Source organism: uncultured Tenacibaculum sp. (genome assembly GCF_947498805.1).
GTDB lineage: Bacteria > Bacteroidota > Bacteroidia > Flavobacteriales > Flavobacteriaceae > Polaribacter.
The window spans coordinates 96368-121927 of record NZ_CANMLT010000007.1 but is presented as its reverse complement, the minus strand read 5'-3'; the positions used below and the strand labels follow the sequence as shown (position 1 = coordinate 121927).

Sequence of the window (25560 nt, the reverse complement as noted above, 5' to 3'; positions counted from 1 at the left end):
TAGCACTATATGTTCTAAGGAAGGAAGGCATAGACCTTATAAATATAAAATATAATTTAACATAATTTACATAAAAATGAAAAAACAACTGCTTACACTTATTTTGGTTGCTACCACAATTACCATGAACTCTCAAAGCTGGTGGAGTTCAAAAAAAGTAAAAGGAAATGGTAAAGTAACTACAGAAACTAGAACAATTGATGAGTTTGATAAAGTATCTATTGGAGGTTCTTTTGACGTTGAACTTATTGCGGGTAAAGAGGGAAAAATTACTATAGAAGGAGAAGAAAATGTAATTCCTTATATAGAAACGGAAGTAAAAGGTAATAAGCTTAAAATTCAATTTAAGCAAAACACCAATGTTAGAACTACAAGAAGATTACTGGTTACAGTTCCTTTTGAAGATATAGAATCAATTTCTTTAGGTGGTTCTGGAAATGTTACTGTAAATAAAGTAATAAAAGCCAACGAAGTAGCTCTTAATTTAGGAGGGTCTGGTAATATCATTGCAGAAGTTAGTGCAGACCAAACAAAAGCTTCTATCGGCGGTTCAGGGAATATTAAATTAAAAGGTAGATCTAATAATTTTAAATGTTCTATTGCTGGGTCTGGTAGCGTAAAAGCTTATGGTTTAGAAACCGAAAATTTAAAAGCTAGTATTGCTGGGTCTGGTAGCGTGCAAACAACCGTTAACACCAAAATTAAGGCTTCTATTGTAGGATCTGGTAGTGTATATTACAAAGGAAACCCTAAAGTAGATACTAGTACTATTGGTTCTGGAGATGTAATTGATAAGAATTAATATTTTTTAAATCTTATATAAAAAAAACTCCAACTTATCTAAGTTGGAGTTTTTTTTATACAACTTTATTACTTTATAATAATGAAGCTAAACTAGATTTAATAGTTTCTATTTTAGCCAAGGTATCTGATTCTTTCTTTCGCTCTAAAGCAATTACTTGCTCTGGTGCATTACTAACAAAACGTTCATTAGATAACTTCTTCTGAATTCCTGTTAAGAAACCTTCAGCTCTTTTTAATTCTGCATTTAACTTTTTTGTTTCAGCTTCTACATCTATATTTCCAGCTGAAATTGGAATAAAGTATTCATTTGACTTTACTCTAAACGAGGCTCCGTCAACCTTTTCCGAAACATAATTTATCACAGAAGCATTGGTTAACTTTTGAATTACTACATCAAAGTCTTTGGTAAACTCTTCGTTGTTTACAACAAACAATTCTACCGTTTCTTTAAATGAGATATTCTTATCTTTTCTTATGGTTCTAATACCAGAAACTACACCTGTTGCAAATTCAAACTGGTCAATAATTGCCGTATCTACCTTCTTTAACTCCGGATATTTAGCAATAATTAAGGCTTCTTCTGGTGTTCTTTCTGTAATATGCTGCCAAATCTCCTCTGTTAAGAAAGGCATGAATGGATGTAATATTTTTAAGTTATCCTCAAAAATACTAATTACCGCATCATAGGTTTTCTTATCAATTGGTTGTTGGTATCCTGGCTTTACTGTTTCTAATAACCAAGATGAAAAATCATCCATGATCAATTTATAAATTGCCATTAAAGCATCTGACAAACGGTATTTTGAGAAATGATCTTCAATTTCTGCCAACACTGTTTGGAACTTTGCATTATACCATTCTAAACCAATTTTAGACGATTCTGGTTGTTCTATAGAAGCATCAACTTCCCAACCTTTCACTAAACGGAATGCATTCCAAATTTTATTAGCAAACCCTTTTCCTTGCTGACATAAGGCTTCATCAAATAATAAATCATTACCAGCAGCAGAACTTAATAATAAACCTACACGAACTCCATCTGCACTATAATCTTCAATTAATTTTAATGCATCTGGTGAATTCCCTAAAGATTTAGACATTTTTCTACGTTGCTTGTCACGTACTAAACCTGTTAGATATACATTTTCAAACGGACGCTCATCTTTGTACTCATATCCAGCAATTACCATACGCGCTACCCAGAAGAATAAAATATCAGGTCCTGTAACTAAATCGTTTGTTGGATAGTAATACTTGATTTCCTCATTTTCTGGATTACGAATTCCGTCAAAAACACTCATCGGCCATAACCAAGAAGAGAACCATGTATCTAAAGCATCTGGATCTTGTTTTAAATCAGAAGCTGATAATGATGAATTCCCTGTTTTTTCCTGTGCTAATTTTACAGCATCTTCTATATTCTCTGCAACTACAAAGTCTTCCTTTCCATCTCCATAATAGAATGCTGGAATTTGTTGTCCCCACCATAACTGACGAGAAATATTCCAATCACGAATATTTTCCATCCAGTGGCGGTACGTATTTTCAAACTTCCTAGGGAATAACTTTACCTCTCTATCTTCTCCTAAAACGGCTTCAATAGCTGGCTTTACTAACTCCTCCATTTTTAAGAACCATTGATCTGATAATCTTGGTTCAATAACCGCTCTGGTTCTTTCTGAAGTACCTACTTTGTTAGTATGTTGCTCTACTTTTAATAAAAAGCCTTTCTCTTCTAATTCTTTTGAAATTTCTTTACGAACCACAAAACGATCTTTTCCTTCATAATGTAATCCGAAAGAGTTTAAGGAAGCATCTTCATTAAAAATATCAATTACTTCTAAGTTATGCTTATCTCCTAAAACCTTATCGTTCTCGTCATGTGCTGGAGTAACTTTTAAACAACCAGTACCAAACTCTACATCTACATACTCATCTTCAATAATTGGAATTTCACGATTACATAAAGGAACAATTACTTTCTTCCCTTTTAAATGTGTATAACGTTCATCATTTGGATTGATACAGATAGCAGTATCTCCTAAAATTGTTTCAGGACGTGTAGTAGCAATTGTTACTTTTTCGTCTGAATCTACGATACTATATTGTAAATAATACAAATTACCTTGACGTTCTTCGTAAATTACTTCTTCGTCTGAAAGTGTAGTTTTTGCTTCAGGATCCCAGTTTACCATTCTAAAACCACGATAAATGTATCCTTTGTTAAATAAATCAACAAAAACTTTAATTACAGCTTCACTCATATCAGCATCCATGGTAAACTTTGTACGTTCCCAATCACATGAAGCTCCCAACTTTTTTAACTGCTCTAAAATAATTCCTCCATACTGATCTTTCCATTCAAAAGCATGCTTTAAGAATTCTTCACGAGTTAAATCACTTTTATTAATTCCCTGCTCCTTTAATTTTGCAACTACTTTAGCTTCTGTTGCAATGGAAGCGTGATCTGTTCCAGGAACCCAACAAGCGTTTTTTCCCTGTAAACGAGCACGACGAATTAATACATCTTGAATTGTATTATTTAACATATGCCCCATATGAAGTACTCCTGTGACGTTTGGTGGCGGAATGACTATTGTATATGGTTCTCTTTCGTCAACTTCAGAATGAAAATAATTGTGTTTCATCCAGTAATCATACCATTTTCCTTCTACCTCTTTTGCACTGTATTGTGATGGAATACTCATGTGTTAATGTTATTTATTTTTTCTATATTTTTACAATTCAAAAAACGCCAATTTTCATTTTGGCATCATTTTTGAAAAATGATTAGCAAAAATACAACTATCTTTGAGGTACAGAAAATCTGGAGGTTGTTTTTTTATTAACTAAAAAATAATATTAAATTTGTAACGGTTTATAACCCCTAAATTAATTTTAAGATTATGAAAACATTATTATCTTTTGTAGCTATTTGCTTATTATCTTTAAGTATAAATGCTCAGGAATTTAAATTTGAAACGGAAACTATTGATTATGGTAAAATAGCATATGGTTCTGAAGGAAAGCGTACTTTTGAATTCACAAACATTGGTGATGCTCCTTTAATTATTAAGGATATTAAATCTACTTGTGGATGTACAGTTCCTAAAAAACCAGAGAAGCCAATTATGCCAGGAGAAAAAGGACAAATTGAAGTTTCTTACGATACAAAGAGACCAGGAGGTTTTTCTAAAGCAATCACAATCATGTCGAATGCTAAGAAAAAAAGAAGAATGTTAAAAATTAAAGGATTTATTACTAAAGATGCTGCGCCAGCTAAAGCAAAAAGCGTTGTAAATGATAGTGAATAATAATTCTTAACGATATAAAAAAAGCCTGCAAAAATTTGCAGGCTTTTTTTATATTCTTTTTTCAAGTTTAAATTCAAATTTTAAAGGCGTAACACCCCTTTCTACTTTCATCCTTACTTTTCTATCTGGTCTTGAATGGAAAATTGCTACGATATCACTTAAAGAATAGGTATGAGCTGGTTTCCCATTTAGGTATTTAATCACATCTCCTTCCATTAACCCAGCTCTTTCTGCTGGAGACCCAGGTACTACTTTATCTATCTTATAAGATGGTTTAAACCTATAAAAATAAGTCGTCACTAACGAAAGCGTATTGTTTTTACGACTTTCAGTTCCATAGTTATCTGTAAATTTAGATATAGCTTCTTCCTTTATTAATTCTTGACCATTATATACTACTTGTAAACCACTCATATTATAATAGAAGCCTTTCTTTAATGAACCTGCTTTCTTTAAGGTCATTTTTTTATTAGGATAGTCTACCCATAACTTAAATCTCTTTAAAACCTCTCCACCAATACTTCCGTTACGTTTTTTAAACTTACGTGCATTAAACGTAGACACCGAATCTAAAAAAGAAGTAGTGGGTTCTATCAATTCAAACTTCCCTAATTTTAGCTTAGAAATTCTACTTCTCTTTCCATAAATAGTTCCGCTAAAGCCCTCACCTAGTATATCGTCAAAATACTTTTCTGGAGTGAGAATCTCTTCTCTTGAGTTTTCAAACAACCATACAGCATCACTTCCTCCAGAATCAATGAGTAATTTTGTAGGAACATCTTTTAAACCATTAATCAAATCTACTTTTACATCAACATAGGGTTTGTTTCTATAAAATTGAAGTGGCAATACTTCACATTTCCTGCACTTCCTTTTAGGATATTTATAAGTTTTTGGATTATAAAACGTAATTTTCCTATTACTATAGTCAACTTTAGCAATTACATCTTTTAATAAATCATACCCTAGTATACCATGAATGGTAGTCCCCATTCTAGCCGATACATTAAAGGCATCTTTTAATATTACATACAAACTCTCATTTGTATTTACCAATCCCTTTACTCTAAAAGTATTTTTTCTAGATTGTAGTGCCTCTACAGGTTCTCCATCTCCTAATCCATAAATATATACTTTCTTTATTTCATTTAACCCTATACTATCACTTTGAGTTAAATTAAATAAAATGGTTTTATTAACTCCTGTATCTAAAATAAAAGACAATTCTTTACCATTTATTTCTAAAGGCATGATTATTAAATTATTAATCAATCGAAAATTAACTTCTTGTTTATCAGAGTTCTTACCTATAAAGTGAAATTTTCCTTGTCCAAAACTTGCAAAACAAAAATGAAGGACTAAAAGCGTGAGTATTTTTTTAATCAAAAGGGAATTATTTAGATATTAATATTCAATTTACAATTAAATTTCATTTTTTTTAACTTTTTATGAAATTTTTAACCTTATAAATTTTACTTTTTTGATTGTATTATCACTATTAAATTCAATAATATTTTGCAAATTTGCCTTTCAAAACAACTAAACATTTATATATAAAATGCCTTCTATTTCTAACAAGGGAAATTCAATGCCTCAATCGCCAATTAGAAAATTGGTACCATTTGCTGAGGCTGCTAAAAAAAATGGAACAAAAGTATTTCATTTAAATATTGGTCAACCTGATATTAAAACACCTCAAGTTGCTTTAGACGCTGTAAAAAACAATGCTATTAAAGTATTATCGTATGCACGTTCTGAAGGTTCTGAAGAGTATAGAAATAAATTAGCAAATTACTATGCTAAAAACGACATTCATGTAGCAGCTAATAATATTATTGCTACTACAGGTGGTTCAGAAGCATTGTTATTTACTATTGGTAGTATTACAGATCCAGGAGATGAGATTATTATCCCAGAACCTTTTTACGCCAATTATAACGGATTCTCTACTGCTTCTGGAGTAAATGTTGTGCCAGTAATTTCAAAAATTGAAGATAACTTTGCGTTACCAGCAATTGAAGATTTTGAAAAGTTAATTACACCGAAAACTAAAGCGATTTTAATTTGTAATCCTGGAAATCCAACAGGATATTTATATAGCAAAGAAGAGATTGAAAAATTAAAACAAATCGTTCTTAAACACGATTTATTTTTAATTGCCGATGAAGTATATCGTGAGTTTGCTTATGATGGTGAAAAACACAATTCGGTAATGGCTTTGGAAGGATTAGAGCAACATGCTATTATGATTGACTCTGTTTCTAAGCGTTATAGTATGTGTGGTGCAAGAATTGGATGTATTGTTTCTAAAAACGAAGATTTTATCAATACAGCTATTAAATTTGCTCAGGCTCGTCTTAGCCCTCCTACCTATGCTTTATTAGCTAGTGAGGCTGCTTTAGATACTCCTCAAAGCTATTTTGATGAAGTAATTGAAGAATATCAAGAAAGAAGAGATACGCTAATTTCTGAGTTACAGAAAATTGATGGTGTTAAAGTAGCAAATCCAAAAGGTGCTTTTTATTGTATCGCAGAGTTACCAGTAGATAATTCGGAAGATTTTGCTCAATGGATTTTAGAAAAATTCAACCATAATAATGAAACGGTAATGGTTGCTCCTGCTGGAGGATTCTACTCTACTCAAGGAGAAGGTAAAAATCAAGTTCGTATTGCGTACGTTTTAAATAAAGCAGATTTAAAACGTTGTGTTGAAATTTTAAAAGTAGCTTTACAACAATACAATAGTTAATTGAATATTCAAGAAAACATATCTTTAAAAGAATACAATACGTTTGGCATCAATGTAATTGCTAAACGTTTTGTTTCTATTGATTCTTTATACAGCTTACAACAACTTTTAAAAGAAGAACAAGACCTTTTTTTAATAAGTGGTGGTAGTAACATGCTACTTACTGCTGATATTGATAAACTAGTAGTACACCTTAATTTAAAAGGTATTTCTATTGATAGGGAAAACCATAACGATATTTACCTAACCGTAAATGCTGGTGAAAATTGGCATGAATTTGTACTTTGGTGTATTTCTCAAGGTTATGGTGGTATAGAAAACCTTTCTTTAATTCCAGGTAACGTAGGTACTTGTCCTATTCAAAATATTGGAGCTTATGGTGTAGAAGTTAAAGATGTAATTACCAAAGTAGAAGCTGTTGAAAAAGCGACGGGTAAATTAGTTGAATTTTCTAATGAAGCTTGTGAGTTTGGTTATCGAAATTCAATTTTCAAAAACGCTGTAAAGGGAAAATATATTATAACTTCTGTTAGTTTTCAATTAACAAAAGTTGAACATCATTTAAACACTTCTTACGGAGCTATTAATACTGAATTAGCGCAAAAAGGAATAGACAAACCAACCATAAAAGATATTTCTGACGCTGTAATTTCTATTAGACAATCTAAATTACCAGATCCAAAAGAGATCGGTAATAGCGGTAGTTTTTTTAAGAACCCTGTTATTTCTAAAAAACACTTCGAAAAACTTCAAAAAGAACATCCTAGCATTCCTAGTTATCCAGTTTCTGAAACCGAAATCAAAGTACCTGCTGGTTGGCTAATTGAACAAAGCGGATTTAAAGGCAAACGTTTTGGAGCCTATGGAGTACATGAAAAACAAGCACTTGTTTTAGTGAATTATGGAGAAGCAAGTGGTAAAGATATTTATGAACTTGCTCAAACAATTCAAAAGGCGATAAAAAACAACTTTGCTATTGATTTAGAAATTGAAGTGAACATTATTTAAACGTCAATGTACTTTTCTTTGTAGTAGTAAATGTTTCTATAAGTTTATCCTTATAATAGATTGAGAAAGTTCCTATCTTTTTAACTTTTGTATAAAAATATAGCTTTACCTTCTTAGTTCTCAACAACATTTTATTTGGCACTACCCTACCAAATAAATACTTATAAGATTTAGATTTATTGGTGACCATCGCTAATGCATTTGCTTCTAACCTATATTTGTCATAATCCTTAATTCCTTCTTGTGAATAGAGTGAAAAAGTGTCTATCAAATCAGGATATTCCGTTGTTTTTAACTTCTCTACATAATACGAGCCACCAAATGTAGCACTTATCATAACCCAAGATACCGGATGTCTAGATTTATTGGTATGATCTACTATAGAAAAATAATTAAAATCTAAAACTTTTTCTTTTTCTAAACCTTGTATTTTTAAATCTACTTCCATTCTATACAAAACTTCTGATTCTTTTTTACTAGGCCCAAATTTATCTTTATGGCCTCCAAAAGCAATCTTTCCGTTAAATACTCTTGTCAATTTAAACGAATACCCTTCATTATCTTTTGTTTGACTAAAAGACAATTGTACCACACCCATTAAAAAACTTAAAAATAGAAATTTGTAATTCATAGCTTCAATAAAACAACAAGTATAGCAGTTTTTTCAAGAACTCTTTAAATAATCCTTCTTTTTTTAAAAATTTCAATTTGTCTTATTAAATGTCCGATATCTACTACAATAATTCAGTAATTAACCTTTATTTTACCTTCTTATTAATAAAACGAAGTTTTCAGTATAACTACATCTTATTGTCTTAAAATTTTAACAAATACTTAATAATTGTTTAATTTTAATATATTTTTCTTAAAAATTTAATATTTCTTTAACATTACAGTGTTATTAAATATAATAATAAACTAAATTTTATTATGAAAAATCCAAAAACAATTTTATTACTTTTTGCCCTTTCTTTTTCATTAATATTTCAAAATTGTACTTCTGATGAAAATCAAGTATCCAATTTAGATTTCCCCGAAACCTCTCCATCGAATTTAAACATGGATGATGCTGACCATGCAACCGTTCAAGGTTTTGGTCCTAACTCTTATTGGGCTAATTATCTTATCAATCAATCAGTAACCAATTTTTTAAAAGGACAACACGATAGTGCTGCAGATTTATTTGGTATGGGAAATGTACCATTATACTATGCTGCAGGTCCTCAAACATTTAATGCACTTTCGTTTAGTGCAGGATATGTAGTTTGGGGAGAAGAGCTTTTACAAAGTGCAAATAACTATGGAAATGCAGCAATTGCTTATGTTGCCGCTCATGAAATTGCACATCAAGTGCAATTTAGAACAAGTGGTATTCCAAGTAGAAGCCATGTAAGTGCAACAGAATTAGAAGCTGACGGCTTTGGAGGTTATTATATCAGAAAAAGATATACTAGTAACTGGACTACAGCTGCCCAAGGATATACTTTTTCACAAACTTTGGCTGGTCCTGTAAACTCTAGTCATGGTTCATCTGCTCAAAGAAGGTCTGCTTATAGATTAGGGTATCTTATCGCTGAAAACGGTAACTATTCAAATAGGAATTTCGATAGCACATTCTTCTACTATTACGATCAATACGTTTTAGGAGGACTTCTTAAATCCGAAGTTAAAAAACCTAAATATGTATCTGCAAAGGTTCATGAATATATTTCTTCTTTTAGTGAAGAACTTCAAAAAATCGCTTCAGGTGAAATATCTGAAGAAGAATTTATCAATTTAAAATAACAATTAACTTAATTATAAATTATATTTAATAACGAAAAACTGTTTCTTTAAAAGGAAACAGTTTTGTTTTTTATATTTTATTCAACTCTTGTAATATTTTCCATTTTTAAGATACTTATAAATAAATAACCATTTAAAACTATTTAATTATGAATACATTTTGGATCAATTTCAAGAAGTTTTATCAATGTGAAGTCAGAATATTTAATAAAATATTAGGCATTAAAAATTAAGAAACTAGCCTTCTTTTTTTAAAATTTCAATATGTCTTATTAAGCGTTCGGTATCGAGCGCTATAGTTCCGTTATACACTCCTCTTATTCTTCCCTTTTTATCTACAAGAACAAAGTTTTCTGTATGTACGAAAGCTTCTTCATCTTGAGTTTTAACAAAGTCTTCATCAGCAAAATATGACTTTCGGGCTAAATCATAAATTTGCTTTTTATCACCTGTTACCAAATTCCATTTTTTAGAATCTATATCATTCTCTATAGCATATTGCTTTAAAACAGGAACAGAATCTTTTGTTGGCATTACTGTATGAGAAAGTAACAACACATCCTTATCATCTTTAAACTTCTCTTGAATTTTACTCATGTTCTTTTCAAGAATTGGACATATCCCTGGACAGCTTACAAAGAAAAAATCTGCCACATAAATTTTACCTGCAAATGTTTCTTTTGTTATTTTTTTCCCCTCTTGATTTGTTAATGAAAAATCTGGTATTTGATGAATACGATTATAATTTGCATCTTCTTGATGAATCCACTCTGGAGTAAACTCTGCCGAATTGAAAAATGGCAAGGTCAACTCTTTATCAACTGTTTTTTTTGTCTTGCAAGAAACAAGTACTGCTATTATGATAAGTAGTTTACTGAATAACTTCATTTTCTGTATTGATTGTATAACACTTCTTTAATCCTATTAAGCCAAATCGTTCTCCGTTTTTGGTTACATAATTTGCTCTAATTTTACCATTAGACTGCCACATTTTTTGACTTCCTTCTTCCCTTCCTTTGACATAATTAAATGCTCTTAATAACTGCCCATTTTCATACCATTCTTTTATCTCCCCATTATACTCCCCTACTTCATTAAAATAGTACACAAAACTTAACTGTCCGTTTTTATACCATCCTTTATGTTCCCCATACTTAAATCCATTTTTATAAAAACGTTCAAAAAACACATCTCCATTTTCATACCAGCCATTGTAAAAACCATTTCTTTTTCCTTTAAAATAGACTGACTTTGCTTTTAGCTCTCCTGTTTTATAAAATGATTTTACAATTCCTGAATAGGGTTCTTCCTTATAAAATAGTACTCCATTATCTAAGTTAAACTGACTATCTGATCTATTTCTTTCCTGTACATTCGTATCTACAGTATTTCTAGTTTCTTTTTGATTACAAGAAACTAGAAACACCAAGATGTATAGCAAATATTTGATTTTTAATTTTAACATTATCCACCTACTGAACCAGGAGTTCCAAAAAATCCGTTACCATTTAAATATGGATCTTCGTTGGTAATATGATAATGATAGATTCCTTCAGGAAAATCTGCCGTTGGACCAACATGTCCATGGTACTCATCTAAATCATCATTTGTAATTGTACTCCCATTTTCAAGAGGTCCGTATACTGGAAAACCATCAGAAAGTAACCCTAAAAAAGCATCCTCTCCAAAAGTATCTGTTAAAAACTTTGGTTTTATATGATAATGATATCTTGTATTTGCTGGATGTCCTAAATATTGATCAAATGAGTTTATCTCATTTGTTAAAGGAGCTCCTCCTGCTGCATACTGATTAAAAAACACCACTCCATTCCTTGCAATTCCAATTGGTCCCATTGGTGTTAAAGATTTTGTATCTGCTTCTGATGGATTCAAAGGGATTCTAAAGGTCATATTTTGTTCTCCAATTGATCCTGGATTTTGATTCCAATTAGGATTGGTTCCATTATAAGCTTCATACATTGCATGTCCAACTCCCCAGTAAGGACTTTTATGATTGGGTAAGTTAGTTGTTTGAATTGTTAAGGTATTTCCAGACACAGAATATGTAATTGCGTCAATATTATCTAGTTTCGAAAGAATTGGTGTAATGTCATACACTTTTTCATCAACAGTTCCTTCATCCGTTCCTTCCGAATCACTTGATCCACATGAATATGTTATGGCCATCAATGCCAATAATAAAGTTGTTATTTTAAAGTTCTTCATAATAGTTACTGCTTTAAATTATTAAGGGTTTCTTTAAGGCTATTTAATTGTTCTTGTTCTTCTGCAGATAATGTTCCGCTTAACAGGTTTGTGTTTTCGAAAAAATCATTTGTTAAATCGTAAAAAGCTTCGCTTCCGTCTGTAAACATTATATACTTATAATTTGCATTTCTAATGGTATATTCATCATCACCAATAGATTGTCCGTGTTCTGTATAAGCAAAATCTCTACTTAAAGAATTACTTGGAGAAGTCAACAATTCTTTAAAACTTCTACTGTCATTAATTTCATTTACTCCTGCTCCAGCAATCTCTGATATTGTTGCAAACAAATCAACAGTATTTAACAATTGATCTTCTGTTTGATTGAACCTTTCTACATTTTTTCCTGAAACAACCATAGGTACATTTACTCCTCCTTGATATAAACTTCCTTTAGCTCTTCTTGTTCTATAATCTTGAATTACCTGTCCAGGTGTTCCATTGTCTCCTATAAATATAATAATTGTATTGTCTTTTTCTTCTTGTGTCATTGAAGCAAGCAATCGACCAATTTCCGAATCCATAGCTTCAATCATGGCTAAATAATACGGTAATGGATTTGCACTAATACTAGCGTCATCTGAAGGTAAATTTCCTTGAGAATGTAAATTCGTTGGAGGCAAGTGAAATGGTGTATGCGGAGCATTATAAGCCAACCATAAGAACCAAGGCTGATCTTGACCTTGTATCCAGTCAATTGCTAAATCAGTAAATTTTGTAGTTGTGTATTCATTCGATCCTGAAGTACTTTGGTTTTGGGTAAAATTCCATTCCCAATAACTTCTTACTCCACCACTTAACAAACCTGCATAATAATCAACTCCCATTTGTGTTGGGTGTGATGGACTTGTTGATAGGTGCCATTTTCCAATAACGGCATTGCTATATCCTGTATTTTTATCTTCTAAAAATTGTTGTAAAGAAGTTTCTGTTGTAGGTAAAGGATCATCTACTTTCATAACTCCGGTTCTAAATCCATACTTACCTGTTAAAATACTTGATCTGGTTGGTGTACAAGTTGGATACGACCATAAATTCGTAAAACGAACTCCAGAGTTAATCATGTTTTGAAGATTCGGCATATTAGGTTTTACAGAGCCTACATTGAAGCCCGGGGTAGCATCTAAGCCCATATCATCTGCGATGATTAATAATACATTGGGTTTGGTACTTTGTCCTGGTGTTGAAGTGTCTTCTTCTGTTAACCCAGCGCTATCACTCCCACATGAAGCAAACAACAGAACTACTAACGAAAGAATAAGAGGTTTAAATGTTAGTTTCATATAAATAGTTTTTTCTTTGACCCGAGTTTTTACAAAAGGTTTAAAATAAAAAAGACATTTCTTAAAAGAAATGCCTTTTTACAGAATTAAAACTGCTATTTATTTTTTATCAAAAAAGGTTTTATGTAATAAACCTGCAACTATTGCTCCTGCTATTGGAGCAATCCAAAACAACCATGATTGTGTTAAGTATTCTCCTCCTGCAAACAATGCCTGACTCATAGATCTTGCAGGGTTTACCGAAGTATTTGTAACTGGTATACTTATTAGATGTATCAAAGTTAATCCTAATCCAATAGCTATTGGCGCAAACCCTTTTGGTGCTCTTTCATTGGTACTTCCTAAAATAATAATTAAGAAAAATAATGTTAGCAAAAACTCAACAATAAAAGCTGCCATTAAACCGTATCCTCCAGGAGATAGCTCTCCATATCCATTCGCTGCAAACCCTCCAATAGATTCAAATCCAACTTTATCTGTTACAATAATAAACAACATAGCTGCCGCTAATATTGCTCCCATTAATTGTGAAATAATGTAGGGAACCAACTCTTTAGCTGAGAATTTACCCCCTGCCCATAATCCTAAAGACACTGCAGGATTAAAATGTCCACCTGAAATATGTCCTACCGCATATGCCATTGTCAAAACGGTTAAACCAAATGCTAATGCTACTCCTGTGAATCCAATACCCAATTCAGGAAAAGCTGCTGCAAAAATCGCGCTTCCACATCCTCCAAAAACAAGCCAAAATGTTCCAAATAATTCCGCTACATATTTTTTCATAATATAAATTTTAAATTAGTTAACAATAATTAAGACACCTTGTTTTTTAAAATGTCACATTCTTCCTTTTTCAAATAATAGCGTATCTTTGCAACTCAATATTACTTTTATGAAATTACTTTTTGTTACAATCGGGTTATTAGCTATTGCTTTTGCTGGAATAGCGATTAAAATTTGGGCTAAAAAAGATGGAGAATTTGCAGGTACTTGTGCAAGTCAAAACCCGATGTTAAACAAAGAAGGAGAAGCATGTGGTTTTTGTGGAAAAACCCCAGATCAATTCGATACTTGTTCTGATTCACAGCATGCTAGTTAATTAATTCTATGACATTAACAACTGTACTTTTCTACATTTTAGTAGCTGTATTTGCTGTACAGATTATTTATCATTTGTATTTCCTTGCTTTTTGTTTTAGTAAAGAAAAAGTATCAAACGCACCTGCAAACAAGCCAATTTCTATTATTGTTTATACGAAGAACAATGATGCAGAGTTAAAGAAGAACCTTATAAAAATACTGAATCAGAACTATCCTAATTTTGAAGTAGTAGTGGTTAACAATGCTTCTTTTGACGATACTACTTTTACTTTAGAAGATTTACAAAAAGAATACACCTACCTAAAGGTTGTAAATGTTGAAAATACGGAGGCCTTTTGGGGAAACAAAAAATATGCTCTAACCTTAGGTGTTAAAGCAGCAACTCATGAACATTTGGTATTTACAGAAGTTAATTCTAGACCTATTTCTGACAATTGGCTTGCCACAATGGCTTCTAAATTTAGTGATACTAAAGACATTGTTATTGGCTACACGAAGTTTCATACGTCTAAATTATCTTTTTTAGGTTTATTAGTACGTTTTGAACACCTACTTAAACATGTGGTTTCTCTTTCTTTTGCTAAATATGGAAGTCCATATTATACTAGTGAGCAAAACTTTGCCTATAAAAAAAGTAGCTTTTTTGCTGTAAAAGGATATATAAATCACTTGAAAATAAATGCTAAGCATAGCGACTTGTTTGTGAAAGAAGCAGGTACTAAGAAAAATACAGTTATTACTACTATTCCTAACAGTTTTGTTTCGTCTGAACTTCCTTCTTCTTTTTTAAGTTGGTTTAAAACCTTAGAGTTAGAAACTTTTAATAGTAAATATTATAAATTCAAACATCGATTTTTATTAAATATTCTATTCTTTTCTAAAATCGTTTTTTATGGAGTTTCAACTACACTCCTTTTTCTTAACTGGCAATTTTCATTACCTTTTATTCTTGTATACTTATTATTTAGATTTATTGTGGTTGGTAAGTCATCAATAAAACTAAAAGAGAAAAACCTAATATACTTTTTACCTCTTTTAGAAGCTTTCTTATTGTTATTACAAATTAGTATATTTATAAAAAATAGAATTTCGAAACCTTCGCTTTGAAAATAGACCAAGAAAAATTACGCACTCAAATCAAACTTGCCAAACAAGGCAATCAAATTGCTTTTAATTTTTTATTAGATTCATTTTGGGGAAGCGTGTATGCTTTTTTGCTTCAAAAGACACAAAATGAAAATGATGCTGAGGATATTACTATTCAAACTTTTTCCAAGGCTTTTGATAAGATTAAAACCTTTAATGAAGAATATCAGTTTAAAACTTGGTTACTTACCATAGCGAAAAATATTCATATTGATTTTTTACGTAAAAAGAAATCTTCTATTACAATTGAGACTTCAAAAGATCAAGAGAAAGAAGCTTATAAGGTAATTGATGACGCTCCATCTCCAGAAGATAAAATTATTACCGAACAAAACTTAGCAAAGCTTCTTCGTGATATCAAACAATTAAAACCAAAGTATCAAGAAGTAATAAATTTGAGGTTTTTTCAGGAATTAAGTTATAAGGAAATTGCTGAGAAAATTGACGAACCTATTAATAATGTTAAGGTTAAATTACTGAGAGCTAAAAAATTATTAGCAGAGATTATTAAAAAATCATAAATTGCGGAATTGATTCGCAAAAGGAATCTTGTTTATAAATTTCTCTTATATCCCCTTTCATGAAGAAAAGCTTATTAACATTATTAGGTCCTGGATTGTTGTTTGCTGGTGCAGCAATTGGAGTTTCTCATTTAGTCCAGTCTACACGAGCTGGTGCCGATTATGGTTTTGGTCTTCTTTGGGCTTTATTAATCGTACATATTTTTAAATATCCCTTTTTTCAATACGGTCCTCGCTACGCAGCTGCTACAGGTGAAACTTTACTAGATGGATATAAAAAATTAGGCAAGCACTTTTTAACCATATACTACTTGCTCAATTTTGCCACTATGTTTACCATACAAGCTGCGGTTACTATTGTTACTGCGAGCTTAGCTTCTTATTTATTTAATATTACAAATGACTTAGTACAGTGGTCATTAATAATTACGGTAATTAGCATTCTTATTTTAGGAATTGGAAAATACAAACTGTTAGATAATGTAATGAAGTATATTATCATTGCATTAACCATTAGTACCTTAGTTGCTGTTAATATCGCCCTTTTTACAACTGACAAAGGTTTTAGCTATCAACAAATTTTACCTTCTGGTACTGCGCAAATTACGTTTCTAATTGCGTTTTTAGGTTGGATGCCTGCTCCTTTAGATATTTCTATATGGCATTCATTATGGTCGGTAGAAAAGAACAAAGCTACTTTAGAAAATATTAAACCGAAACAAGCTGTTTTTGATTTTAATGTAGGGTATTTAGGGACACTTTTTTTAGGGGTTTGTTTTGTTATGTTAGGAGCTTTAGTAATGTATCAATCTGGAGAGTCCTTTTCTAATAAAGGATCTATTTTCGCTTCTCAACTTATTAAACTATACACTAAAAACTTAGGAGATTTTTCGCACATTGTTATTGGAATAGCTGCCTTTACTACTATGTTTAGTACTACTTTAACTACTCTAGATGCTTCTCCAAGAGCTATGACCAAAGCCTCTGAATTATTATTTAAACGAGGTAAATTTAAATTAGGATATTGGTTTTGGATTTTATTTTTAGCTATAGGAACTTATGTCATTTTAAAATACTTCTTAGCTGATATGGGATTCTTAGTAAGAGTTGCTACTATATTATCTTTTTTAACAGCTCCTTTTTATGCCATTTTAAACTATATGCTAATTTCAGGAAAGCATACTCCCGAGAAATACAGACCTTCTATGCCACTTAAGGTTTTAAGTATTACCGGAATTATTTTTCTAATTGGTTTTAGTATTTGGTTTTTAATCAATTTGTAAATCTTTTCTTCGTAAATTTGCAGTTCAATTTTGAAACAAATGACTAAACAACCTGTTACATTACCTGAAAGAACTAAAAAACCTAAATGGCTTAGGGTGAAGTTACCTGTAGGTAAAAAATATACTGAACTTAGAGGTTTAGTAGATAAATACAAATTAAATACTATTTGTACTAGTGGTAGTTGTCCGAATATGGGAGAATGCTGGGGAGAAGGAACAGCTACTTTTATGATTTTAGGAAACATTTGTACACGTTCTTGTGGTTTCTGTGGAGTAAAAACAGGAAGACCTGAAACAGTAGAATGGGATGAGCCTGAAAAAGTGGCACGTTCTATTAAGTTAATGAATATTAAACATGCTGTTTTAACTTCTGTAGATAGAGACGATTTAAAAGATGGTGGATCTATTATATGGGCAGAAACGGTAAACGCAGTTAGAAGAGCAAACCCTAATACTACTTTAGAAACATTAATTCCAGATTTTCAAGGAAACGAAAAATTAATAGATCGAATTATAGAGGTAGCTCCTGAAGTTGTTTCTCACAATATGGAAACGGTTCGTCGTTTAACTCGTGAAGTTCGTATACAAGCAAAGTACGATAGAAGTTTAGGTGTTTTAAAATACTTAAAAGATAATGGTATGAGAACCAAATCAGGAATTATGCTTGGTTTAGGTGAAACAGAAGATGAAGTTATACAAACGATGAAAGACTTACGAAATGTAGGTTTGGATGTTATTACTATTGGTCAATATCTTCAACCAACTAAAAAACATTTACCGGTAAAAGAGTTTATCACGCCAGAACAGTTCAAAAAATATGAAACTTTAGGACTTGAAATGGGCTTTATGTATGTTGAAAGTGGGGCATTAGTTCGTTCTTCATACAAAGCACATAAGCACGCTAGTTAAAAATTTAACTTTTTTATTAATTTTTTCTTAATAAAAGGCAGTTTTGTTATATTTTCTTTAACCTAACTCCTTTATACTGTTAAAAAATTGTAAATTCTTAAACACTAGTATACAATATATTAGGTTAATTCGTAATTTTGGCACAGAATTTGAAATTAACAATACCGTAAACAAGTATTGTTTTCATTGTGTAAATTATTTGAATTAGTTGATTAACAAAAGCCCACTCAATTTGAGTGGGCTTTTGACTTTTATATATGTATGTGCGATTTCTAATTAAATAGCACTAATGATATCATATTTTGTAACGATATGGTGCTTTCCATTTTCTAAATCAACCAATACTGCTTGATTATCTTTAGTTATTAATTTAGAAACTTCCTCTATAGAAGCTGTTTTACTCACCATAGGATATGCAGCCCCCATAACATCTTTAATTGGTTTATCTGCAATATTTTTATCCTCTAAAAAGCTTCTTAATAAAGCTGCTTCATCAACAGAACCTACAAACCCATTAATATCTTTTACTGGAATTTGAGAAATTTTAAACGCTCTCATACGCTCAATTGCATGTGATACTAATTCTTCTGTTTGAACTGATACTAATGGCTTATCTATATGGTCTTTGATTAAATCTTCTGCAGTCGTAACCTCTTCTTCTAAGAAACCTCTATCACGCATCCAATCATCATTAAACATCTTTCCAACATATCTACTTCCATGATCATGGAAAAGAACTACAACAACATCATCTTTCTTAAATTCGTTCTTTAATTGTAACAAACCTTTAATTGCAGATCCGGCAGAGTTTCCTACAAAAATTCCCTCTTCCTTTGCAATTTTACGAGTATATACTGCAGCATCCTTATCCGTTACTTTTGTAAACCCATCAATTAAAGAAAAGTCTACATTCTTAGGTAAGATATCTTCTCCAATACCTTCTGTTATATATGGATAGATTTCGTTCTCGTCGAAAATTCCTGTTTCATGGTATTTTTTAAAGACAGAACCATAGGTATCTACTCCCCAAATTTTAATATTTGGATTCTTTTCTTTTAAATATTTAGCAGTACCAGAGATCGTTCCTCCTGTACCTACTCCAACTACAAAATGTGTAATCTTACCTTCAGTTTGCTCCCAAATTTCTGGTCCTGTTTGCTCATAATGTGCAACTGCATTCGACGGATTATCATATTGGTTTACATACCAAGAGTTTGGTGTTTCTTCTCCTAAACGTTTAGATACAGAATAATAAGAACGTGGATCATCTGGTTCTACATTCGTAGGACAAACAACTACCTCTGCTCCTACTGCACGAAGGATATCCATTTTCTCTTTAGACTGCTTATCAGAAATAACAAAAATACACTTGTATCCTTTTACAATCGCTGCTAACGCTAATCCCATTCCTGTATTTCCAGAAGTACCTTCAATAATAGTTCCTCCTGGCTTTAAACGACCATCTGCTTCTGCATCTTCTATCATTTTTAAGGCCATTCTGTCTTTTACAGAGTTTCCTGGGTTAAACGTTTCTACTTTTGCTAATACTAAAGCATCAACTTCTTTAGTAACCGAATTTAATTGAACTAAAGGTGTATTACCAATAGTTTCTAATATATTTTTTGCGTATTTCATCATCTTATTTTGAGCTGCAAATTTAAGCAAATCTGATAGACTTGGAAGGGTGAATTTTAGTTATGATATAGGAAGGGATTATCAGCATTAAAAAACACAAAACTAAGGTCCCTAAATTTAGGAATAGAATCATCCAAATATTAAGTTCTACAGGTACCGTAGACACATAATAAGTCTCAGGATTTAATTGTATTATTTTAAAATATTTTTGAATCAACACAATACTTATTCCTATTAGATTCCCCCATAAAAGTCCTTTTAATATTAAGTAAGAAGCATTGAATAAAAATATCTTTCTTATCCCCCAATTATTACTTCCTAATGCTTTTAATATACCCACCATTTGCACTCTTTCTAGAATAAGTACTAACAAGGCGGTAATCATATTTATTCCAGCTATTAAAATCATTATTGCTATAATAAACCAAACATTGTTATTAATAAGTTCAAACCATTCAAAAATTAACGGATAATTATCAACAATAGTAATACTATTTAAAGTCGCTCCTATACTACTATAAATTTCATTTCCTTTATCTTTTAGTTGATCAAAATCATCTATCAGCACTTCAAACCCGCCTATTTGATCTTCGCTCCAACGTTTTATTCTTTGAACTTCTCTAATATCTCCAATGAGTATCGATTTATCAAACTGTTCAAAACCGGTATCATAGATACCTACAATTACAGGTTTACGTGTTTTGAATTTAGTTTTACTATTTTCGGCATAAAATAATGCCTGAATGGTATCATTGAGGTTTAAATGTAGACGATTGGCAATGGTCTTAGAAATAAGTATTTCTCTATTTCTTTTTTCTTCAAAGTTTGGAAGTCTTCCTTCCTTTAAATATTCATTAAAAAAAGAAAAATCATAATCTGTAGAAACCCCTTTTAAAACAATTCCTTCAAAATCTGTCTGTGTTCTTATAATTCCAGCTACATTGGCAAAAACCTGTACACTTTTTATGCCTTCAATGTTTTTAAACTCTGGATAAAATTCTTGTGTTTTACTTATGGGAACTGTTGATAAATCAGAATTGTTATTGTCATAATTCAATATTTGAATATGACCTTTAAACCCCGACATTTTATCTCTAATCTTTTTCTGAAACCCTGTACCAATAGACACCGCTACTAACATAATGGCAATACCCAATGTTATAGCCGTAATAGCAATTTTTATTATTGGTGATGATATACTATTTTTATATTCTTTGCCAGCAATAATACGCTTGGCGATAAATAACTCGTAATTCAAAAGTTATAGTTTTATACAGTATCAAAAGTATTAATTCTATCTTAAACATATGCTAATAAATGATTAAAGCTTCAATTAAAGAGAAAGAACTCGTTGTTGATATCTTATACAATGCTTTTGTTGACATTAATTTTCCGAATTCGATTAATTTTGTTGTAAAACAAGACATCCATAGAAATAAACGTTTACGGTTTCTAATGGAATATTTATTCCTAAAAACTATTAATTCAGGAGAAATCTATATTTCCAACAATAAAAAGGCTTGTATCCTTTTACATTATCCTCATAAGGAAAAAGTAACTTTTAAAAGTATTCTTAGAGATTTTAAACTTGCTTATAAAACAATTGGCCTAATTCGTGTATATAAAGTTTTGAAAAGAGAGCATCAATTGAAAAAACACCATCTCAAACAAGATCATATACATCCCTTAATTATGGGGGTACAGAAAGATTATCAAGGAAAAGGAGCTGGGGTTCGGTTAATTTATGAGGTTTTCAATAAGCATAGCACTAATAAATTACCTTGTATTTTAGAAACCACTACAAAATCGAATTTAAAGCTTTATAAGAAATTTGGTTTTTATATTTTTAGCGAGACAATAGATTTAGGGTATCCATTATATTTTTTAAGAAAAGATTTTACCAATGAAATTATTTAAAATAGCATTCTTACTTTTTTGTTTTCAACTAACTGCATGTGCACAATCACAAAAATCAACCATTAAAAAAGTTGAAAAGCAACCAACTACATTTAAAGTTGGAGCAGATAGAACCAATTTATATTTAAATAAACTTAAAGGTAAAAACATTGCTATCGTTGCCAATCAAACTTCTATTATTCATGTATTACAACGTGCAGAAGTGAGTCCGAATGTAATGGGATCTAAACTAGTAGCACATCATTTGGTAGATTATTTACATAACTATGGAAATATAAACGTACAAAAAGTATTTGCTCCTGAACATGGTTTTCGTGGAAAAGCAGATGCCGGTGAAGTTGTGGTAGATGGAATTGACACCAAAACCAAACTTCCTATTGTTTCTTTATATGGAAAAAATAAGAAACCTTCTCAAGCACAATTAGAAGGAATTGATGTGGTAGTTTTTGATATTCAAGATGTAGGAGCTCGTTTTTACACCTATATTTCTACCTTACATTATGTGATGGAAGCTTGTGCAGAAGCGAATATTCCGGTAATTGTTTTAGATCGCCCAAATCCGAATGGACATTATATTGACGGACCCGTTTTAGAAACTGAACATACTAGCTTTGTTGGAATGCACCCAGTTCCTGTGGTCTATGGAATGACCATTGGTGAATACGGACAAATGATTAATGGAGAACAATGGTTAAAAGATAAAGCACAATGTGATTTAACCATAGTTCCTATTGAGGGCTACACACATGAGTATCAATATAGCTTGCCTATAAAACCTTCCCCTAACCTACCAAACGATGCTTCTATCAACTTGTATCCAAGTCTTTGCTTTTTTGAGGGGACTAATGTTTCCGCAGGAAGAGGAACAAATACACAATTTCAAATTTACGGATCACCTTTCTTAAAAGATTTTGATTATAGCTTTACACCTCAACCAAATGAAGGTGCTAAATACCCGAAGCATAAGAATGAAGTTTGCTATGGAGAAAATTTAACAGAAACAGATGAATTAGCCCATTTGAATTTAGGTTGGTTATTGAAGGCTTATCAGCAAACATCAGCAAAAGAAAAATTCTTTAATGCTTTTTTCACCAAACTGGCTGGAACCAAAAAACTACAGCAACAAATAGAGCAAGGATTGAGCGAAAAAGAAATCAAAAACTCTTGGAAGTCAGACTTAGAAGCGTTTAAAAAAACACGCGCAAAATATTTGATTTATAAGTAGACTTTACTTCGTTTTCTATTCTAAATAAAAAATCACCCTTTCTTTTCGGAATAATCATTCCAAAACTTCTATATTTGCCTCATGAACAAAAAAGAATCCATACTTACTGCTGCTTTAGAACTACTTATTTCAAAAGGAGTTCATAATACACCTATGTCTGCTATAGCAAAGGCTGCAGGTACTGGTATGGGTACCATTTATAATTACTTCCCTAATAAAGATGTGCTGATTAATGAAATTTATATCCGCATCAAAGAAAAGGAAGAATCGTTATTTTTAGAAGTAGATACCAATGGACCAATTAAAACACAGTTTGAAAACTACATTACTGTATTGATCAACTTTTTTATTGAGCGCCCTTCTTACTTTATGTTTTTAGAACAATTACAGGCCTCTCCTATCATTACAGAGGAAAATAAACAAAAAGGAGGAACATCAGTAGCAATGGTAGCTACCTTATTAAAAAGTGGGCAACAAAGTCGTATTATTAAAAACATTCCAATAGACGAACTACTTATGTTTATTGGTGGTACGGTTTCTTCGTATTTAAGATGGTATCATCTTAAATCAACAAATAAACGAACGTCTTTTACAAACCAAATTCAAATGGTTTGGGACGCTATTAAAGAGTAATTTTTTTTAACCATAAATTGGAATGAACATTCACTCCATAAAAATATATACATATGATTGATTTAAAATTTAAGCGAGAAATTAACAAACCTATTGACGAAGTATGGAGCTTTGTAATTGATGATTTTTACTCAGGTCATAAATGGGCTTATGGAACAACGCATTGTAGAAAAAGAACTCTAACCGAGGATTTTGATCGAGTGTGTCAAACAGAAAGCGGAAGATTAATGGATAAAATTACCAAAATTGATAATGACAACTATATACTTGAATTTTCAGTAAAAGGTCTACCCTTTTTTGTAAAGTCAGTAACTAGTACTTGGCAATTAAAGAAGGTTTCAGAAACCAAAACACTAATAAGTTTGGGACCTTGTATACATGTAATGCCCGTTATAGGAACGCTTTTACAAATTCCTATGAAAGCTCAACTAAAGAAAATATATCCAGGAATACTTGATGACCTTGTTACTTTTGTAGAAACAGGCAAGCCTTCCGCAAGGAAACAAAAAGAACTTGATGCTTTACTGCAATAGTTCTTCAAATAATACCATCTTTTAGCTATCAGAGAATGACTTTACTTATCAACCTTATTCTCTGATAGTCTCAAGCAATCAATACTATTTCTTCAACTCCCGTTCTAACTTTACCAAAAAGATTAATTCAGATTTATTTTTATTGTTCACTTCTGAAGTAACAACACAAGCTGTTTCCCAAAGTATACTTTTAATTTCGTCAGAAAACAGACTTTCATTGTTGTTCTTAAACTCAATAAAATTCTCAAAACACAATTCTGTAGAGCTCTCTTCCTTTTTAAATTGAAGGTACATCCTAATAATATGTTCAATTTCTGAATCGGTAAAGATTTTTGGAGCTTTCCATATTGTATCAAACAACTCCAACAGCTTTCGCTCTTCTTCTTCCCTAACAGTGCCGTCAACGGCTATTACTACATATACAAATTGAGCAATACTACTTAAAAAGTTTAAAGAATGATTTTGAGTTGCCATAACGAATAGTTTTAACCTCCACTAACAAATTTACAACAAACTCTTCTTCTGTAACATGACAAAAATCATGAAAATAAACAAGTTATCTATCTAACTTTAAACTAGTTAAAATCAATAATTATGAAGACGGTTTTATTACCTACCGATTTTTCAGAAAACTCTTGGAATGCAATTCAGTATGCATTGAACCTATTTAAGAATCAAGAATGTACTTTTTATATCTTAAATACTTATATGCCTAGTATATACCATATGAATTATATGCCTTCAAGTGTTCCGTATACAGGTGTAACAGATGCATTAAAAGAGTCTTCGCTTAAAAACTTAGCATACATAGCACGTAAAATATCTCAAGATTTTTCAAATGAGAAACATCATATAGAAACTATTAGTTCCTTAAACATGTTAATTTCTGAAATAAGAAACATCGTTTCAGAAAAGCCCATTGATTTAATTGTCATGGGTACTCAAGGTGCTACAGGAGCTATTGAGACCATGCTAGGAACCAATACCATGAGGGTGATTAATGATATTGAATGTCCTACAATAGCCGTTCCTGAAAACTTTAAATTTTCCAAATTTCAAAAAATACTGTTTCCTACAGATTATCAATTATTTTACTTACCCTACCATATAGATCCAATAATCAATTTGGTTAAGTTATACAATGCTGAAATAAATGTATTACATGTTTTAGCAAAGAACTTTAAAGAATTGACAGATGCTGAAGATAAAAACAGACTTCGATTAAAGTCATTTATAAAAGATATAGACAGTACTTTTTTATATACCCCTAATGAAGAAATTCCAAAAGCTGTTGATACTTTCTTAAGCAAAAACCCAACCGATTTAATTGCAATGATGAATAACAAAAATTCGTTTTTCGATAATGTGTTTTTCAAACCTATCATTAACAAAATTGGCTTTCATTTAAAATTACCCTTCCTAGTAATTCCAAGTAAAAAATAA

General features: G+C 31.2%; 26 protein-coding genes. 15 read left to right on the top strand and 11 right to left on the bottom strand.

Annotated features, from left to right (window positions below; all coding sequences use genetic code 11):
* Positions 1 to 76 precede the first annotated feature (76 nt).
* Positions 77 to 802: a head GIN domain-containing protein gene (locus tag Q0873_RS14920; protein WP_299108737.1), complete on the top strand. Its 726-nt coding sequence runs from the start codon at positions 77 to 79 to the stop codon at positions 800 to 802.
* A 73-nt stretch (positions 803 to 875) separates the two neighbouring features.
* Here the strand turns inward: Q0873_RS14920 and Q0873_RS14915 are convergent, their stop codons facing one another.
* Positions 876 to 3512 carry a valine--tRNA ligase gene (locus Q0873_RS14915; RefSeq protein WP_299108735.1) on the bottom strand — a complete coding sequence of 879 codons (2637 nt, stop codon included), beginning with the start codon at positions 3510 to 3512 and terminating at the stop codon, positions 876 to 878.
* Positions 3513 to 3710: 198 nt separating this feature from the next.
* On the opposite strand from Q0873_RS14915, the gene Q0873_RS14910 reads away from it, so the two are divergent.
* A complete protein-coding gene (locus tag Q0873_RS14910; RefSeq protein ID WP_299108733.1) occupies positions 3711 to 4118 on the top strand; it encodes a DUF1573 domain-containing protein in 408 nt (135 codons plus the stop codon).
* A gap of 48 nt (positions 4119 to 4166) precedes the next feature.
* Here the strand turns inward: Q0873_RS14910 and Q0873_RS14905 are convergent, their stop codons facing one another.
* On the bottom strand, positions 4167 to 5504 hold the full coding sequence (locus tag Q0873_RS14905; RefSeq protein ID WP_299108731.1) for an aspartyl protease family protein: 1338 nt from the start codon (positions 5502 to 5504) through the stop codon (positions 4167 to 4169).
* Positions 5505 to 5676: 172 nt separating this feature from the next.
* Between Q0873_RS14905 and Q0873_RS14900 the strand changes: the two genes are divergently transcribed.
* The gene (locus tag Q0873_RS14900; RefSeq protein ID WP_299108729.1) at positions 5677 to 6867 is read left to right on the top strand and encodes a pyridoxal phosphate-dependent aminotransferase; all 1191 of its coding nucleotides are present in this window, start codon (positions 5677 to 5679) and stop codon (positions 6865 to 6867) included.
* Positions 6868 to 7875: a UDP-N-acetylmuramate dehydrogenase gene (gene murB, locus Q0873_RS14895; protein WP_299108727.1), complete on the top strand. Its 1008-nt coding sequence runs from the start codon at positions 6868 to 6870 to the stop codon at positions 7873 to 7875. It abuts the gene before it with no gap.
* On the opposite strand, the gene Q0873_RS14890 is transcribed toward murB, so the two are convergent.
* Positions 7868 to 8506: a hypothetical protein gene (locus Q0873_RS14890; RefSeq protein WP_299108725.1), complete on the bottom strand. Its 639-nt coding sequence runs from the start codon at positions 8504 to 8506 to the stop codon at positions 7868 to 7870. The two genes, murB and Q0873_RS14890, sit on opposite strands and share 8 nt — an antisense overlap.
* Positions 8507 to 8805: 299 nt before the next feature.
* Here Q0873_RS14890 and Q0873_RS14885 point away from each other — a divergent pair, with 299 nt between their 5' ends.
* Positions 8806 to 9660 (top strand): hypothetical protein, encoded by an 855-nt coding sequence (locus Q0873_RS14885; RefSeq protein WP_299108723.1) that lies wholly within the window; start codon positions 8806 to 8808, stop codon positions 9658 to 9660.
* A 237-nt stretch (positions 9661 to 9897) separates the two neighbouring features.
* Here the strand turns inward: Q0873_RS14885 and Q0873_RS14880 are convergent, their stop codons facing one another.
* The 5 genes from Q0873_RS14880 to aqpZ form a co-directional block, all read right to left on the bottom strand.
* Positions 9898 to 10548 carry an SCO family protein gene (locus tag Q0873_RS14880; RefSeq protein WP_299108717.1) on the bottom strand — a complete coding sequence of 217 codons (651 nt, stop codon included), beginning with the start codon at positions 10546 to 10548 and terminating at the stop codon, positions 9898 to 9900.
* Positions 10532 to 11125 carry a hypothetical protein gene (locus Q0873_RS14875; protein ID WP_299108713.1) on the bottom strand — a complete coding sequence of 198 codons (594 nt, stop codon included), beginning with the start codon at positions 11123 to 11125 and terminating at the stop codon, positions 10532 to 10534. The genes Q0873_RS14880 and Q0873_RS14875 overlap by 17 nt, the downstream gene beginning before the upstream one ends.
* Positions 11125 to 11886: a YHYH protein gene (locus Q0873_RS14870; protein WP_299108708.1), complete on the bottom strand. Its 762-nt coding sequence runs from the start codon at positions 11884 to 11886 to the stop codon at positions 11125 to 11127. Before Q0873_RS14870 ends, Q0873_RS14875 begins: the two co-directional genes overlap by 1 nt.
* 5 nt (positions 11887 to 11891) lie before the next feature.
* Positions 11892 to 13211: a sulfatase-like hydrolase/transferase gene (locus tag Q0873_RS14865; RefSeq protein WP_299108706.1), complete on the bottom strand. Its 1320-nt coding sequence runs from the start codon at positions 13209 to 13211 to the stop codon at positions 11892 to 11894.
* A 99-nt stretch (positions 13212 to 13310) separates the two neighbouring features.
* Positions 13311 to 13997, bottom strand: coding sequence for an aquaporin Z (gene aqpZ / locus Q0873_RS14860; protein WP_299108703.1), 687 nt, complete (start codon positions 13995 to 13997; stop codon positions 13311 to 13313).
* A gap of 109 nt (positions 13998 to 14106) precedes the next feature.
* On the opposite strand from aqpZ, the gene Q0873_RS14855 reads away from it, so the two are divergent.
* Genes Q0873_RS14855 through lipA form a run of 5 tightly spaced genes read left to right on the top strand, consistent with a single transcriptional unit; the run spans position 14107 to position 18174 of the window.
* Entirely contained in the window at positions 14107 to 14313 is a 207-nt protein-coding gene (locus Q0873_RS14855; protein WP_299108701.1) for a membrane or secreted protein, read from the top strand.
* 8 nt (positions 14314 to 14321) lie between these two features.
* Positions 14322 to 15422: a glycosyltransferase gene (locus tag Q0873_RS14850; protein WP_299108700.1), complete on the top strand. Its 1101-nt coding sequence runs from the start codon at positions 14322 to 14324 to the stop codon at positions 15420 to 15422.
* Positions 15419 to 15982: a sigma-70 family RNA polymerase sigma factor gene (locus Q0873_RS14845; protein WP_299108699.1), complete on the top strand. Its 564-nt coding sequence runs from the start codon at positions 15419 to 15421 to the stop codon at positions 15980 to 15982. The genes Q0873_RS14850 and Q0873_RS14845 overlap by 4 nt, the downstream gene beginning before the upstream one ends.
* 59 nt (positions 15983 to 16041) lie before the next feature.
* Entirely contained in the window at positions 16042 to 17265 is a 1224-nt protein-coding gene (locus Q0873_RS14840; protein WP_299108698.1) for an Nramp family divalent metal transporter, read from the top strand.
* A gap of 39 nt (positions 17266 to 17304) precedes the next feature.
* Entirely contained in the window at positions 17305 to 18174 is an 870-nt protein-coding gene (gene lipA, locus Q0873_RS14835) for a lipoyl synthase (RefSeq protein ID WP_299108696.1), read from the top strand.
* Between the two features lie 276 nt (positions 18175 to 18450).
* Here lipA and Q0873_RS14830 read toward each other — a convergent pair whose 3' ends face one another.
* Positions 18451 to 19809: a pyridoxal-phosphate dependent enzyme gene (locus tag Q0873_RS14830; RefSeq protein ID WP_299108860.1), complete on the bottom strand. Its 1359-nt coding sequence runs from the start codon at positions 19807 to 19809 to the stop codon at positions 18451 to 18453.
* A 22-nt stretch (positions 19810 to 19831) separates the two neighbouring features.
* On the bottom strand, positions 19832 to 21067 hold the full coding sequence (locus tag Q0873_RS14825) for an FtsX-like permease family protein (protein WP_299108695.1): 1236 nt from the start codon (positions 21065 to 21067) through the stop codon (positions 19832 to 19834).
* A gap of 59 nt (positions 21068 to 21126) precedes the next feature.
* Here Q0873_RS14825 and Q0873_RS14820 point away from each other — a divergent pair, with 59 nt between their 5' ends.
* The 4 genes from Q0873_RS14820 (at position 21127) to Q0873_RS14805 (ending at position 24117) form a co-directional block, all read left to right on the top strand.
* Positions 21127 to 21726: a GNAT family N-acetyltransferase gene (locus Q0873_RS14820; protein WP_299108694.1), complete on the top strand. Its 600-nt coding sequence runs from the start codon at positions 21127 to 21129 to the stop codon at positions 21724 to 21726.
* Positions 21713 to 22951 (top strand): DUF1343 domain-containing protein, encoded by a 1239-nt coding sequence (locus Q0873_RS14815; protein ID WP_299108693.1) that lies wholly within the window; start codon positions 21713 to 21715, stop codon positions 22949 to 22951. The genes Q0873_RS14820 and Q0873_RS14815 overlap by 14 nt, the downstream gene beginning before the upstream one ends.
* Positions 22952 to 23032: 81 nt before the next feature.
* The gene (locus Q0873_RS14810) at positions 23033 to 23584 is read left to right on the top strand and encodes a TetR/AcrR family transcriptional regulator (protein WP_299108692.1); all 552 of its coding nucleotides are present in this window, start codon (positions 23033 to 23035) and stop codon (positions 23582 to 23584) included.
* Between the two features lie 53 nt (positions 23585 to 23637).
* On the top strand, positions 23638 to 24117 hold the full coding sequence (locus Q0873_RS14805) for an SRPBCC family protein (RefSeq protein WP_299108691.1): 480 nt from the start codon (positions 23638 to 23640) through the stop codon (positions 24115 to 24117).
* 84 nt (positions 24118 to 24201) lie between these two features.
* Here the strand turns inward: Q0873_RS14805 and Q0873_RS14800 are convergent, their stop codons facing one another.
* Complete coding sequence (locus tag Q0873_RS14800) at positions 24202 to 24591, bottom strand: hypothetical protein (RefSeq protein ID WP_299108689.1); 390 nt, start codon at positions 24589 to 24591, stop codon at positions 24202 to 24204.
* A 120-nt stretch (positions 24592 to 24711) separates the two neighbouring features.
* Between Q0873_RS14800 and Q0873_RS14795 the strand changes: the two genes are divergently transcribed.
* Entirely contained in the window at positions 24712 to 25560 is an 849-nt protein-coding gene (locus Q0873_RS14795; protein ID WP_299108688.1) for a universal stress protein, read from the top strand.

Bases quoted from the DNA above. Each gene is read 5' to 3' on its own strand.
- Q0873_RS14880 (WP_299108717.1), bottom strand. From the start codon at position 10,548: ATGAAGTTATTCAGTAAACTACTTATCATAATAGCAGTACTTGTTTCT.
- Q0873_RS14820 (WP_299108694.1), top strand. From the start codon at position 21,127: ATGATTAAAGCTTCAATTAAAGAGAAAGAACTCGTTGTTGATATCTTA.
- Q0873_RS14830 (WP_299108860.1), bottom strand. From the start codon at position 19,809: ATGAAATACGCAAAAAATATATTAGAAACTATTGGTAATACACCTTTA.
- Q0873_RS14885 (WP_299108723.1), top strand. From the start codon at position 8,806: ATGAAAAATCCAAAAACAATTTTATTACTTTTTGCCCTTTCTTTTTCA.
- aqpZ (WP_299108703.1), bottom strand. From the start codon at position 13,997: ATGAAAAAATATGTAGCGGAATTATTTGGAACATTTTGGCTTGTTTTT.
- Q0873_RS14920 (WP_299108737.1), top strand. From the start codon at position 77: ATGAAAAAACAACTGCTTACACTTATTTTGGTTGCTACCACAATTACC.
- Q0873_RS14870 (WP_299108708.1), bottom strand. From the start codon at position 11,886: ATGAAGAACTTTAAAATAACAACTTTATTATTGGCATTGATGGCCATA.
- Q0873_RS14850 (WP_299108700.1), top strand. From the start codon at position 14,322: ATGACATTAACAACTGTACTTTTCTACATTTTAGTAGCTGTATTTGCT.
- Q0873_RS14915 (WP_299108735.1), bottom strand. From the start codon at position 3,512: ATGAGTATTCCATCACAATACAGTGCAAAAGAGGTAGAAGGAAAATGG.
- Q0873_RS14890 (WP_299108725.1), bottom strand. From the start codon at position 8,506: ATGAATTACAAATTTCTATTTTTAAGTTTTTTAATGGGTGTGGTACAA.
- Q0873_RS14855 (WP_299108701.1), top strand. From the start codon at position 14,107: ATGAAATTACTTTTTGTTACAATCGGGTTATTAGCTATTGCTTTTGCT.
- Q0873_RS14805 (WP_299108691.1), top strand. From the start codon at position 23,638: ATGATTGATTTAAAATTTAAGCGAGAAATTAACAAACCTATTGACGAA.
- Q0873_RS14810 (WP_299108692.1), top strand. From the start codon at position 23,033: ATGAACAAAAAAGAATCCATACTTACTGCTGCTTTAGAACTACTTATT.
- Q0873_RS14865 (WP_299108706.1), bottom strand. From the start codon at position 13,211: ATGAAACTAACATTTAAACCTCTTATTCTTTCGTTAGTAGTTCTGTTG.
- Q0873_RS14795 (WP_299108688.1), top strand. From the start codon at position 24,712: ATGAAGACGGTTTTATTACCTACCGATTTTTCAGAAAACTCTTGGAAT.
- Q0873_RS14815 (WP_299108693.1), top strand. From the start codon at position 21,713: ATGAAATTATTTAAAATAGCATTCTTACTTTTTTGTTTTCAACTAACT.
- Q0873_RS14840 (WP_299108698.1), top strand. From the start codon at position 16,042: ATGAAGAAAAGCTTATTAACATTATTAGGTCCTGGATTGTTGTTTGCT.
- lipA (WP_299108696.1), top strand. From the start codon at position 17,305: ATGACTAAACAACCTGTTACATTACCTGAAAGAACTAAAAAACCTAAA.
- Q0873_RS14875 (WP_299108713.1), bottom strand. From the start codon at position 11,125: ATGTTAAAATTAAAAATCAAATATTTGCTATACATCTTGGTGTTTCTA.
- Q0873_RS14800 (WP_299108689.1), bottom strand. From the start codon at position 24,591: ATGGCAACTCAAAATCATTCTTTAAACTTTTTAAGTAGTATTGCTCAA.
- Q0873_RS14900 (WP_299108729.1), top strand. From the start codon at position 5,677: ATGCCTTCTATTTCTAACAAGGGAAATTCAATGCCTCAATCGCCAATT.
- Q0873_RS14910 (WP_299108733.1), top strand. From the start codon at position 3,711: ATGAAAACATTATTATCTTTTGTAGCTATTTGCTTATTATCTTTAAGT.